Annotated in this window: 10 protein-coding genes; 7 read left to right on the top strand and 3 right to left on the bottom strand. The window is 49.8% G+C overall.

The window, feature by feature from the left end:
• Position 1: 1 nt before the first annotated feature.
• The 3 genes from cyoA to ACIPUG_RS16245 form a co-directional block, all read right to left on the bottom strand.
• Complete coding sequence (gene cyoA, locus ACIPUG_RS16235) at positions 2 to 964, bottom strand: cytochrome o ubiquinol oxidase subunit II (RefSeq protein WP_039499027.1); 963 nt, start codon at positions 962 to 964, stop codon at positions 2 to 4.
• Between the two features lie 425 nt (positions 965 to 1389).
• Positions 1390 to 2877, bottom strand: a complete 1488-nt coding sequence (gene ampG / locus ACIPUG_RS16240; protein ID WP_400339268.1) for a muropeptide MFS transporter AmpG — start codon at positions 2875 to 2877, stop codon at positions 1390 to 1392.
• A gap of 59 nt (positions 2878 to 2936) precedes the next feature.
• Positions 2937 to 3515, bottom strand: a complete 579-nt coding sequence (locus ACIPUG_RS16245; RefSeq protein ID WP_039274486.1) for a lipoprotein — start codon at positions 3513 to 3515, stop codon at positions 2937 to 2939.
• Positions 3516 to 3839: 324 nt separating this feature from the next.
• On the opposite strand from ACIPUG_RS16245, the gene bolA reads away from it, so the two are divergent.
• The 7 genes from bolA (at position 3840) to ppiD (ending at position 13561) form a co-directional block, all read left to right on the top strand.
• On the top strand, positions 3840 to 4154 hold the full coding sequence (gene bolA / locus ACIPUG_RS16250) for a transcriptional regulator BolA (protein ID WP_400339270.1): 315 nt from the start codon (positions 3840 to 3842) through the stop codon (positions 4152 to 4154).
• Positions 4155 to 4468: 314 nt separating this feature from the next.
• Positions 4469 to 5773 carry a trigger factor gene (gene tig, locus ACIPUG_RS16255; protein ID WP_010304174.1) on the top strand — a complete coding sequence of 435 codons (1305 nt, stop codon included), beginning with the start codon at positions 4469 to 4471 and terminating at the stop codon, positions 5771 to 5773.
• Between the two features lie 533 nt (positions 5774 to 6306).
• Positions 6307 to 6930 (top strand): ATP-dependent Clp endopeptidase proteolytic subunit ClpP, encoded by a 624-nt coding sequence (gene clpP / locus ACIPUG_RS16260; RefSeq protein ID WP_010282141.1) that lies wholly within the window; start codon positions 6307 to 6309, stop codon positions 6928 to 6930.
• Positions 6931 to 7093: 163 nt separating this feature from the next.
• Positions 7094 to 8368 carry an ATP-dependent protease ATP-binding subunit ClpX gene (clpX, locus tag ACIPUG_RS16265; RefSeq protein WP_010282142.1) on the top strand — a complete coding sequence of 425 codons (1275 nt, stop codon included), beginning with the start codon at positions 7094 to 7096 and terminating at the stop codon, positions 8366 to 8368.
• Between the two features lie 192 nt (positions 8369 to 8560).
• Positions 8561 to 10942: an endopeptidase La gene (gene lon / locus ACIPUG_RS16270; RefSeq protein ID WP_010282144.1), complete on the top strand. Its 2382-nt coding sequence runs from the start codon at positions 8561 to 8563 to the stop codon at positions 10940 to 10942.
• Between the two features lie 197 nt (positions 10943 to 11139).
• Positions 11140 to 11412 carry a nucleoid-associated protein HU-beta gene (hupB, locus tag ACIPUG_RS16275; RefSeq protein ID WP_005976031.1) on the top strand — a complete coding sequence of 91 codons (273 nt, stop codon included), beginning with the start codon at positions 11140 to 11142 and terminating at the stop codon, positions 11410 to 11412.
• Positions 11413 to 11680: 268 nt separating this feature from the next.
• Entirely contained in the window at positions 11681 to 13561 is a 1881-nt protein-coding gene (gene ppiD / locus ACIPUG_RS16280; RefSeq protein ID WP_039466856.1) for a peptidylprolyl isomerase, read from the top strand.
• The last annotated feature ends 124 nt before the right edge of the window (positions 13562 to 13685 follow it).

Consider the following 13685-nt stretch of genomic DNA (forward strand, 5'->3'; position numbering starts at 1 on the left):
ATTATCCCTCGGCTCCTTTGTGCGAGCTATGCTCGCCCATGTTCATACCCTCACCGTGTTGCATGTTTTCTTCGGGCTTCATGCCTTCACCATGATGTTGCATGTTCATGCCGCTGCCTGTGAATTTGCGAATAAGATTATTAAACAAATCCGGCTGGACACTGGAGAAGTATTCGACAGGATGGAATTCACTTGGTTTAGCCAAGGTGTTGAATTCATCCATGGTATTCAGTGTCTTAGGGGACGACCGAACGTTCGCAACCCACTGGTCGAACTCTTGTTGAGTTGGCGTAGCAATCGCGGTGAACTTCATACCAGAGAAGCCTTTACCACTATAGCCGCCAGAGATACCGTCATATTTGCCCGGTTCGTTAGCGATCAGGTGGAGCTTCGTCTGCATTCCGGCCATGGCATAGATTTGTCCACCAAGACGAGGGATGAAGAAGGAGTTCATCACGGAGTCGGATGTAATCTTGAACGCAACAGGTACGTTGGCAGGGAAAGCCAGTTCGTTAACCGTCGCGATACCCAGGTCCGGGTAAACAAACAGCCATTTCCAGTCAAGCGAAACAACTTCGACATTGATAGGTTTGACGTCTGACACCAGTGGCTTATAGGGATCAAGCGAGTGGGTCGTCTTCCAGGTAATCGTGCCAAGAATGACGATAATGATAATTGGTACAGTCCAAACTACTGCTTCTATCTTATTGGAGTGTGACCAGTTCGGGGTATATTTTGCCTTTTCATTGGAAGCACGGAACTTCCAGGCAAAAGCTATCGTCATAACGATAACGGGAATCACAACGATCAACATCAGCCCGATGGCAGTCAGTATTAACGATCTTTGCTCTAACCCGATCTCTCCTTTGGGGTTCATCAGCGCCATATCGCAACCGCTCAGCAGAGCAGTGGCTGCAAATAAAGACAGCATCCCAAAAATTGTATTGTATTTCTTGAGTCTCATCTAGCGACCTCAATAACAAGGGCTCTATTGTCATTTTACGCGAGCGGGCATTTTACGGGAAGGTTACTGCACTGTAAACATGATTAAGGTTATGTCAGCCGTTTGTTGCTGTTTTTTGCCCTTAATGTCACAAAGATAGCCAAAATAAAAATGGTATTGAAAAACAGCAAATTAAGAGGCTACCCCGATAAGAGTATGGATGGATAATAAGAAATTACAACTCACCGTAACGCTTATTTTCTATTTCCGATTTAGTGAAAATTTTTGTTCAATCTGCGTTTTTGATGACAAATGAAATTAGTTCTGGCGGATTTTTACGAGGAAATAAAATTCCAGCTAGCAAGATAATTATGGGAAAAATAATTAAATAAAGGAAAACTGTAATAGGTTCAGGCAGCAGATGTGCGCTGCCTGAACAAATATCGTCAGTGTGTTGACGGTTTTGACTCGCGCCGAAGTGACAGGTAATCCAGCAAGCTACCGAAGAAAATGCCCAGCAGAGCGAGTGCGCCGCCTGCGGTGAGCAGGTATTCTGCTACCTCTGGCAGTGAGGACCATTCCAGCGCATTGCTGATCAGCAGCATGAGCCACAATGCCAGCACGATCGCACCCAATCCCAACAAATGTAAAGCTTTCTTGTAATAGTTCTGGAAGTTTGTGCGTAACTGAAAGGTGTCGCTTTTCTGGGTAAACTCCAACGTCTCACGACAGATCAGCAGGATGGCCAGACCCGGTAACGCGGCAAAAATCGAGAACAGGTAGAACCATGCCCAGCCATAGGATTCGACAAACCAGCCTGCGATAGGGCCAACGTAAACCCGTCCAACGGCGGCAAGGGCGGAAAGCAGAGCAAACTGTGTGGCTGAGAACGACTTATTACATAGCGTCATCAATAGCGCGACGAATGCTGCTGTCCCCATACCGCCGCAGAGATTTTCCAGAAAAACAGCGGTAGCCATGGTGAACAGATTTTTGGCGGTGATAGCCAGCAGCCAGTACCCCGCGTTGGACACGGCCTGAAGAATACCAAACAGCATCAGCGCTCTGAACAGGGAGAGCCGCTGCATCAATAATCCACCGTAAATGGCTCCCACGATGGTGGCGAAGAGTCCAAGCGTCTTATTAACCAGCCCGACATCACCCGCATTGAAACCAACGCCGCGTATCAGGAAGGTTGTCGTCAGGCTGACCGCAAAGGCGTCACCGAGCTTGTATAACACGATAAGCAGAAGAATGAGCCAGGCGTTGTTGCGTGCGAAGAAATCGCGCAGGGGGGCAACAATCGCTTGCTCCATGCTGCGCGGCGCTGGCTGGCTATTCAGTGGCTCCGGTGCTAACAGGGTCGCGAACACACCGATCAGCATGAGTCCTGCCATTAACCAATAGGTGGCCTGCCAGCCGAAATAGCGATCGGCCATCCACAACGCCAGTCCACCAGAAACCAGCATCGCCAGACGATAACCTAATACCGAGGTGGCTGCGCCTGTACCGCGTTCTTCTGGGGGAAGTAAATCCGTCTTATAGGCATCAAAAACAATATCCTGAGAAGCGGAGCAGAACGCGACCAGAACCGCCAGCGCAGCCAGCCACCAGAGATCGCGAGCCGGGTTCATAAACCCCATACCAATAATGGCAGCAATCAGCATAAGTTGACTGAGTATCAGCCAGCCGCGGCGTCGGCCGAGAAACGGTGGGGTGTAGCGGTCCATCAGCGGGGACCACAGGAACTTGAATACGTAGGCCTGACCAACCAAAGAGAAGAAACCAATGGTTTTCAGATCGACATTCTCGACGGTCATCCAGGCTTGCAAGGTGCCGGAGGTCAATGCCAGTGGTAAACCGGAAGCGAAGCCAAGCAACAGCATAAAAAGCGAATTACGTTGGCTGAACAAAGCAATGATGCGACTAAACATGAAGAGTCCTTTCCCTTGCTCCGTGAGCGTTCAGGAGCAAGGGAAGCGGCGTACAGAAATTAACGGGCGTTTTCTTTGATAAAGCTACTTACTGTTGTGTCTTGTGCCATGTCGTTGATGACATCGCCTAACACCGTGTTAACGGCATTGGTAATGTTCTCATTATTGGCAGTAAACGCGCCCTGAACGTTATAGGTTGAGCGGTAGTTCTTCACCTGCTTGTTGCCATTTGCTGCCTGAGAAATGATGGAGATATCCGCTTTGGTGGTGATGTTGTAGCGCAGGTTGCCTTCGGAGACATCGGCGTACAGGTGGTTAACCACGATCTGCAAGGCTACCGGGCCGCCAGTACCGATCATGTAACCACGCGCGGTCATTTGTTTCTCCAGCGCTTCTTGCAACAGGAAACGCAGATCGCGAGAAGGCGTCAGCGTAATCAGTTGGCCATCGCGATTCACTTTCGCCAGAGCCTGATCGGCGCGTTGGTCTGCACCATTGATACTAATCGTTACGCCCATCAGCGTCGGGTCCTGGGAAGGCAGGCTGATTTTGGGGGTGATGTTCAGCGTGTTGCTTTTTGCTGCACATCCTGCAAGCAGAATGACGGCCAGAAGAGGGAAAAATAATTTTTTTAACATTCGTATTTTCTCAGTAATGATTAGTGTGGTGAGCTGACAAATATTGTTGATATCATATCATCGCCACAGGCAGGAAAAAGAGCCGATAGCAGGTAAATTGTCCTGAAATTCATCTTTTTCATGCCGTTGACCCGGAAAAACGTTTTTATCACATCAATACCGCCGATGATATCTCCACTCTTCGCGACCTTTTTTCTTCTTTGTCATGCCGCTCTTAGGCATAACAGATTGAAAAAACGCTAAGGTTATACTGACTCGGACATCGGTGAATGACAGCAATGTCGCGTTGATATCACATTTTCCCCAAGCCGAAAGGGTAGTCGTATGATGCGTGAAACGATAGAAGAAAAGCTGCGTGTGGGTTTTGAACCCGTTCATTTAGAAGTGATTGATGAGAGCTATCGCCACAACGTGCCTGCGGGAGCGGAAAGTCATTTTAAAGTTGTGTTGGTCAGCGATAAATTCACGGGCGAACGTGTGATTGGGCGGCATCGCGCAGTCTATGCCGTACTGGCCGCGGAGCTGGCGGGGTCGGTGCATGCACTCGCGCTACATACGTATACGATAAAAGAGTGGACCAGCTTGCAAAATGCCGTCCCTTCTTCACCGCCTTGCGGTGGCGCTCGCATCCTGTCTTGAGTCATTAATATGGCCCGTTCCTGACATATCGGGGCGGGTTACTGACAAAAGTGTGAATCCGTTGCTGTAATAGTCTGCCCGCCGTTCTCGACTCATCCCCTCTATATCGCTATAATGCTGCGTCTATTTTTCCTGAATGTATTCGGGACGCTTCTGACTACAGGGACGGGGTTGGCAATTTCCCGGTTCTGCGAGGTTTATTTAAGCCTGTGCGCCTTGGTGCCAGCGCTGAATCAGCCCTGCTGTCGTGAGAGTTTTCGTCGCGAGAATAGTTTTGGGGTTGACCGATCACTGTGATTTTTTGAGGTAACAAGATGCAAGTTTCAGTTGAAACCACTCAAGGTCTGGGACGTCGCGTAACGATTACCGTTGCTGCTGACATCATTGAGAGTGCGGTGAAGAGCGAGCTGGTCAACGCGGCCAAAAAAGTACGTATTGACGGTTTTCGTAAAGGCAAAGTGCCGATGAATGTTGTTGCTCAGCGTTATGGTGCCTCCGTGCGTCAGGACGTATTGGGTGACCTGATGCAGCGCAACTTTGTTGACGCGATCATCAAAGAAAAAATTAATCCGGTTGGCGCGCCTAACTATATCCCTGGCGAATATGCTGTAGGCGGCGACTTCACTTACTCTGTTGAGTTTGACGTGTACCCGGAAATCGAACTGAAAGGTCTGGATGCGATCGAAGTTGAAAAACCGGTTGTTGAAGTGACTGATGCTGACGTTGATACCATGCTGGACACGCTGCGTAAGCAACAGGCAACCTGGAAAGAAACTGACCGCGCAGCGGCAGCGGAAGATCGTGCAACGATCGATTTCACTGGCTCTATCGACGGTGAAGTCTTTGAAGGCGGAAAAGCGTCCGACTTCGTTCTGGCAATGGGCCAGAATCGCATGATCCCAGGCTTTGAAGATGGCATCGTTGGACACAAAGCGGGTGAAGAATTCACTATCGACGTGAACTTCCCAGAAGATTACCACGCTGAAAACCTGAAAGGAAAAGCGGCTCAGTTCGCTATCGTCCTGAAGAAAGTTGAAGAGCGTGAGCTGCCTGAACTGACTGAAGAATTCATCAAGCGTTTCGGCGTGGCGGATGGTTCTCAGGAAGGTCTGCGTGCTGAAGTTCGTAAAAATATGGAACGTGAGCTGAAAGGCGCGGTGCGTAACCGTGTGAAAACTCAGGTTCTGGACGGACTGATCAACGCCAACGAAATCGACGTGCCAGTTGCACTGATCGATGGCGAAATCGACGTTCTGCGTCGTCAGGCTGCACAGCGTTTTGGCGGCAACGAGAAGCAAGCGCAGGAATTACCGCGTGAGCTGTTCGAAGAGCAAGCTAAACGTCGCGTTGTTATCGGTCTGTTGCTGGGTGAAGTTATCAGCACCAATGAGCTGAAAGCTGACGAAGCACGCGTTAATGCACTGATCGAAGAGATGGCTTCTGCTTACGAAGATCCGCAGGAAGTTATCGAGTTCTACAGCAAAAACAAAGAGCTGCTGAACAACATGCGTAACGTTGCTCTGGAAGAGCAAGCGGTAGAAACCGTACTTGCTAAAGCGAAAGTCGTTGAGAAATCAGTAAGCTTCAACGAACTGATGAATCAAACAACTACGGCATAAACCTTGTTGATATCAACATTGTTTATTGCGTAGCGGGGATGCTTCCCTATCAAAGCCCGTGCCTTATGGCGCGGGCTTTTTGCTTGTGGCGTTAGCAACACTGATGATTATCGTTTAGGTGGTACTTAACGCCGGCGTTTAGCGCCTTCGTCTCCGCCAGTGAATCGATGAGAGATGGTCGCCTGAAATTGCACTATTATTAACTCATACAGAGAATTTGTTAGGTCAGGCAACGAGTTAAACCACAACGTTGCCGTGCCGATAACGTGTTAAGAATAAAATAATTGGCTCTTTAATAGAGAACGATTGATAGTGTAAGCTTGAAATACAATGCGTGTGCCCCCACTCACTGAAGAGGAAAAGTGGCACAGCAGGTAAGGATTCTCGGCCATATGGGTTGTTCAACTGGGATGGGGCAGGGTTCCATAGTCATCCCTCTCTATCTCTAGTAGAATTGAGTAATACTATGATTGAACAGCGCAATGATTGAACAACGCTAAGAGTGCCGGACGCATTTTATCTAGGAGACGTGAATGTCATACAGTGGCGAACAAGAAAGACAAGCACCTCATATGGCGTTAGTGCCGATGGTGGTTGAACAGACCTCGCGTGGGGAACGTTCTTACGATATCTATTCCCGTCTGCTAAAAGAACGGATAATCTTCCTGACTGGTCAGGTCGAAGATCACATGGCGAACCTGGTTGTGGCACAGATGCTGTTTCTGGAAGCCGAAAACCCAGAAAAAGACATTTATCTGTACATTAATTCCCCAGGTGGCGTCATTACTGCTGGTATGTCCATTTATGACACCATGCAGTTTATCAAGCCAGATGTCAGCACGATCTGTATGGGACAGGCCTGTTCTATGGGCGCGTTCCTGTTGACGGCGGGAGCCAAAGGTAAACGTATTTGTCTGCCTAACTCGCGCGTTATGATTCACCAGCCATTGGGCGGTTTCCAGGGGCAGGCAACGGATATTGAAATCCATGCCAAAGAAATACTGAAAGTGAAAGCCAAGATGAATGAGCTGATGGCGAAACATACGGGTCAGCCTCTTGAAGCGATAGAGAGAGACACCGAGCGCGATCGTTTCCTCTCTGCCAGTGAGGCAGTAGACTACGGTTTGGTAGACTCCGTATTCACTAACCGTGGGTAATAATTCGCCATATTAGCGGTCTGGTGTAGCTAAAAATCAGTGTTCGACCGATAGTCTGTTGTGCGAGGTTATTTTACGCGTATTAGCTATAAGTATCGGCGTTCGTTGTAGCGGTATCGCTGTGGTTGGCCTGCGGGCAAAAGACGAAAAAGAGGTTTAACTCATGACAGATAAGCGCAAAGACGGTTCAGGAAAGTTACTGTACTGCTCTTTTTGCGGCAAAAGCCAGCATGAAGTGCGTAAGCTGATTGCCGGGCCGTCGGTGTATATCTGCGATGAATGTGTTGACTTGTGTAACGACATTATTCGCGAAGAAATTAAGGAAGTGGCGCCCCACCGTGAGCGCAGTGCGTTGCCGACGCCACACGAAATTCGCCGCCACCTTGACGATTACGTTATCGGCCAAGAGCAGGCCAAGAAGGTATTGGCCGTTGCGGTATATAACCACTATAAACGCTTGCGTAATGGTGACAGCAGCAACGGGATCGAACTGGGTAAAAGTAACATCCTGCTGATCGGCCCTACGGGGAGCGGTAAAACGCTGCTGGCTGAAACGCTGGCGCGCTTCCTGGATGTCCCGTTCACCATGGCGGATGCCACTACGTTGACCGAAGCGGGTTACGTCGGTGAAGACGTCGAGAACATCATTCAGAAGCTGTTGCAGAAGTGCGATTACGATGTGCAGAAAGCGCAGCGTGGCATTGTCTACATCGATGAAATCGACAAGATTTCTCGTAAGTCAGACAACCCGTCGATCACTCGTGACGTATCTGGTGAAGGCGTGCAGCAGGCGCTGCTGAAGCTGATCGAGGGCACGATCGCCGCAGTTCCACCGCAGGGTGGTCGTAAACATCCGCAGCAGGAGTTCTTGCAGGTTGATACCTCTAAGATCCTCTTTATCTGCGGCGGCGCGTTTGCGGGTCTGGACAAAGTGATCGAGCAACGTACCGATACAGGTCGCGGGATCGGCTTTAATGCGACGGTTAAAGGATCGGCTGACAAAGCAACAGAAGGCGAGCTGTTAAGCAATGTTGAACCGGGTGACTTGATTAAATTCGGTTTGATTCCTGAGTTTATCGGCCGTCTGCCAGTAGTGGCTACGCTGAGAGAACTGAGCGAAGAAGCACTGATTCAGATTCTGCGTGAGCCAAAGAATGCGCTGACCAAACAGTATCAGGCGCTGTTCAACCTGGAAGGCGTCGAGCTGGAATTCCGCGATGAAGCGCTGACGGCAATTGCCAAGAAAGCGATGGCGCGTAAAACCGGTGCACGTGGTCTGCGTTCTATCGTTGAAGCTGCTCTGCTGGATACCATGTATGACCTGCCATCGCTGGAAAGCGTGGATAAAGTCGTCATTGATGAATCCGTGATTGCGGGCCAATCTGAGCCATTGCTGATCTACGGCAAGCCTGAGACACAGCAGGCGTCCGGCGAATAATTAATCAATTTGGCCGTATCGAAAAATAAAAATGGGGGATTTTATCCCCCATTTGTTTTTTACACGCATGCTGGTCGTTGAATGTGAGATATTTATCCCCATATACTCAAATACCTATTTGATGAAACCCGTGAAAACCGCGTTTCACGAGATTCCCATAACCTGGCGGAAACGAAACTAAGAGAGAGCTCTATGAACCCTGAGCGTTCCGAACGCATAGAAATCCCCGTATTGCCATTGCGCGATGTGGTGGTTTATCCGCACATGGTCATTCCGTTGTTTGTTGGTCGGGAGAAATCGATTCGGTGCCTTGAAGCCGCAATGGATCATGATAAGAAGATCATGCTGGTGGCACAGAAAGAGGCCTCAACGGATGAGCCAAGTATTAACGATCTTTTCTCGGTAGGGACGGTAGCCTCAATTCTTCAAATGCTGAAACTGCCGGACGGCACGGTAAAAGTGCTGGTCGAAGGGTTACAGCGTGCGCGTATTACGACGCTTTCTGACAGCGGTGAGCATTTCGCTGCACACGCAGAATATCTTGACTCCCCAGCGATTGATGAGCGCGAGCAGGAAGTGCTCATGCGCACGGCGATCAATCAGTTTGAGGGATACATCAAGCTGAACAAGAAGATCCCGCCGGAAGTGCTGACATCTCTGAACAGCATTGATGATGCCGCGCGTTTAGCCGATACCATTGCTGCGCACATGCCGCTGAAACTGGCTGATAAGCAGTCTGTACTTGAAATGTTCGATATCACTGAACGTTTGGAGTACCTGATGGCGATGATGGAATCCGAAATCGACCTGTTGCAGGTAGAAAAACGGATTCGTGGCCGCGTTAAGAAGCAAATGGAAAAAAGCCAGCGTGAGTACTATCTGAATGAGCAAATGAAAGCCATTCAGAAAGAGCTGGGTGAGATGGATGACGCACCGGATGAACACGAAGCGTTAAAACGCAAGATTGACGCGGCGAAAATGCCGAAAGACGCGCGTGAGAAAGCCGAAGCAGAATTACAAAAGCTGAAAATGATGTCACCGATGTCAGCGGAAGCGACGGTGGTGCGCAGCTATATTGACTGGATGGTGCAGGTGCCGTGGAATGCGCGCAGCAAAGTGAAGAAAGACTTGCTGAAAGCGCAGGAAATGCTGGATACCGACCATTATGGTCTGGATCGCGTGAAAGAACGCATCCTCGAATACCTCGCAGTACAGAGCCGAGTCAGCAAGATCAGAGGGCCGATTCTGTGTCTGGTGGGGCCTCCTGGCGTGGGTAAAACCTCGCTCGGTCAGTCTATCGCCAAAGCGACCGGACGTCAGTATGTGCGTATGGCGCTGGGTGGCGTGCGTGACGAAGCGGAAATCCGCGGTCACCGCCGTACTTATATCGGTTCCATGCCGGGCAAACTGATCCAGAAAATGGCAAAAGTTGGTGTGAAAAACCCGTTATTCCTGCTGGATGAGATCGACAAGATGTCTTCTGACATGCGTGGCGATCCGGCTTCTGCCTTGCTGGAAGTGCTCGATCCTGAGCAAAACGTGGCGTTTAACGATCACTATCTGGAGGTCGACTACGATCTGTCCGATGTGATGTTTGTTGCGACGTCTAACTCCATGAACATCCCGGCACCGTTGCTTGACCGTATGGAAGTCATTCGTCTTTCCGGCTATACCGAAGACGAAAAACTGAATATCGCCAAACAGCATCTGCTGCCGAAACAGATCGAACGTAATGCGCTGAAAAATGGCGAGCTGTCGGTAGAAGACAGCGCGATTGTTGGCATTATCCGTTATTACACGCGTGAAGCTGGCGTACGTAGTCTGGAGCGTGAAATCTCCAAGCTGTGCCGTAAAGCAGTAAAAACGCTGTTGATGGATAAATCCACTAAGCATATCCAGATTTCGGGCGATAACCTTAAGGATTTCCTTGGGGTACAGCGCTTTGACTATGGTCGTGCGGACGATGAAAATCGCGTAGGGCAGGTGACCGGACTGGCCTGGACGGAAGTGGGCGGCGACCTGCTGACGATTGAAACGGCCTGCGTACCGGGCAAAGGTAAGCTGACTTATACCGGTTCACTGGGTGAGGTCATGCAGGAGTCGATTCAGGCTGCGCTTACCGTGGTTCGTGCCAGAGCGGAAAAATTAGGCATCAATGCTGATTTTTACGAGAAGCGTGATATCCACGTTCACGTTCCAGAAGGTGCGACGCCGAAAGATGGTCCGAGTGCGGGTATTGCGATGTGTACCGCGCTGGTTTCTTGTTTGACCGGTAATCCGGTGCGTGCCGATGTGGCGATGACGGGGGAGATTACCCTGCGTGGTCTGGTACTGCCGATTGGTGGTCTGAAAGAGAAACTGCTGGCTGCACACCGTGGTGGTATCAAGACGGTATTGATTCCTGATGATAACAAGCGCGATCTGGAGGATATCCCACAGAACGTGATTGCCGATCTGGAAATCCATCCGGTGAAACGTATTGAGGAAGTGTTAGCGTTAGCGTTGCAAAATGCGCCTTCTGGTATGCAAGTGGTCTCGACGCCTAAAGCCAAGACCAAAGCCAAGGCAAAATAGTGACCTGTCGCAAAAACCCTTGAGAAAATCAGGGCTGGTGAGTGAAATCGTGCTTGCCAGCTTTTTTTTGTACCGCTAAGTTAGAGCACTGTTAGTTTTAGCCGTAACTGGCTAAGCATGACAGCATTGATAATAAGTTACGTGTCGCGTCTTGGGACATTGAAGCGCGATAAGAGAATTCCAGAGGGGATGACAGAGTGAACAAGTCACAATTGATCGACAAAATTGCCGCAGATGCTGATATTTCCAAAGCGGCAGCAGGGCGTGTGTTAGATGCAATTATTGGTTCCGTTACCGAATCCCTGAAAGAAGGGGATGATGTTGCTTTGGTTGGTTTTGGTACTTTCTCAGTGCGCGAACGTGCTGCTCGTACCGGCCGTAACCCGCAAACTGGTAAGGAAATCAGTATCCCTGCGGCGAAAGTACCAGGATTCCGTGCTGGTAAGACGCTGAAAGACGCCGTTAACTGATTATTACGTCACAGGTTTGGCGGATAACCACTTTGGTCGCCAAACAATACCTGACGCAATGGTATAGGTAGGGTAAGATACGAGGCGCATCATTTTATGATGTGCCTTTTATTTATTAGGACTATACATACCCGGCACATGGCAGACGTGGCGGGCAATAAGCTTAAATGCGCCCTAGCCTTGTATTGGGCTATAGCAATCGCAAGGATGCATGGCTCCGGCCAGCGCAGGGAGTTTTATCCATTCTACAGCGGAGTGTTGTCACATTATGATGGACAATTTACGTACGGCCGCGAATAACGTCGTGCTCAAAATTATTCTTGCTTTGATCATCGCATCATTCGTTCTAACTGGCGTTGGTGATTATCTTATTGGTGGTTCAGGAGATTACGCTGCAAAGGTGAACGGGCAGGAAATTACCCGCGCACAGCTTGAGCAGGCGGTACAGAACGAACGCAGTCGTCAGCAGGAAACCTTGGGAGAGAATTTCTCTCTTCTGGCGAGTAATGACGGCTATATGCAGCAATTGCGTAGGCAGGCACTCTCCCAACTCATTGATGAAACCTTGCTGGATCAGTATGCCAACAAGCTGGGGTTGAACATCAGTGATGAGCAAATCAAACAGGCGATCTTTGACGTTCCTGCGTTTCAGACCGACAACCGTTTTGATAATGAAAAGTATCTGGATCAGGTTCGTCGCCTTGGCGTAACGCCGGATATGTATGCGCAGATGCTGCGTAAGCAGCTGACTTCACAGCAACTGATTCGCGGCTTTGGCAATACCGCATTCCTGCTGCCGCAGGAGATCGATAATCTGGTGAAACTGGCTGCACAAGATCGTGTTGTCCGTGTTGCAACCATTGATATTGCTGCCAAGGCGAAAGCACAGACGGTTGCTGACGATGAGATCCAGAGTTATTACGATCAAAACAAAGGGAATTTCATCGCACCAGAAGAATTCAAAGTCAGCTATATCACGCTGGATGCGGCAAGCATCATGGATGGCGTGAAAGTAGACGATGCTGCCATCAATGATTTCTACGAGCAGAACAAGAGCGACTATTCCCAACCTGAGCGCAAAAAATTCAGCGTGATTCAGGTGAAGAATGAGGCCGATGCAGCGTCTATTCTGGATGCGCTGAAGCAAGGTGGTGATTTCGCTACGCTGGCGAAAGAAAAATCAACGGACGTTATCTCGCGCCGCAACGGTGGCGATCTGGGATGGATGGACGAAAACAGCATGATTGATGAGCTGAAGCAGGCAAAACTGACAGAGAAAGGTCAGGTTTCCGAAGCGATTAAATCCTCTGTTGGCTATCTGATTGTGCGCCTGGATGATGTTCAACCGCAGCAGGTCAAACCGCTGAGCGAAGTGCGTGCCGAGATCGCTGAGAAAGTGAAGCACGAGAAGGCGCAGGATGGTTACTATGCGCTGCAACAAAAAGTCAGCGAAGCGGCCAGCAATGACAACGAGTCTCTGGCTTCAGCAGAAGAAGCGGCTGGTGTGAAAGCCACGCAGACCGACTGGTTTACGCGTGAGAAAGTTCCCGCTGCGCTGAACTTCCAACCGGTAACGCAGGCTATCTTTAGCGGTGCTTTGCTGGGCGAGAATGGTACTGCGGGCAACAACTCCGATGTGATTAACGTCGACGGCGATCGTGCTTTCGTTCTGCGTATCACTGAGCACAAGCCTGAAAGTACTCGTCCTCTGGATCAGGTTCGTACCGAGATCGTAGAGACGCTGAAACGTCAGAAGGCTGAACAGCAGACTCGTGTAGACGCTGAAAAAATTCTGGCTGAATTGAAGCAAGGTAAAGATGACGCGCTTAAAGCTGCGGGCCTGAGCTTTGGTGAGGCAAAAACGATGTCTTCTATCTCTCAGGGTGATGCAACGGCCGAAGCAATCTTTGCTATGCCGCATCCAGAGAAAGATAAGCCATCTTATGCGATTACTCAGGATCAAGCCGGTAATGTCGTGCTGGTCGCGCTGGATAGCGTGACACCACATCAGCTAAACGATGAGCAGAAAACACAGTTTGCTAGCCAGGTTCAGCAAGGTTCTCTGGGCGCGCTGTTTGATTCTCTGCTGTCCAGCTTACGCAGTGAAGCGAAAATCAAGATGGGCAATGCGGCGCAAGAACAGCAATAAGCTCCGCAAAAATTTGCAAATCGTTGCAACAACAAAAGGCCGCTTTCGCGGCCTTTTCCACATTTAAATTCTGCTGTTTGCGGTGTTGATGAGTCTGCGGCAAGGTAGCCGTGCTGTCACACAC

The organism is Pectobacterium sp. CHL-2024, from assembly GCF_044751765.1.
GTDB classification, from domain to species: domain Bacteria; phylum Pseudomonadota; class Gammaproteobacteria; order Enterobacterales; family Enterobacteriaceae; genus Pectobacterium; species Pectobacterium brasiliense.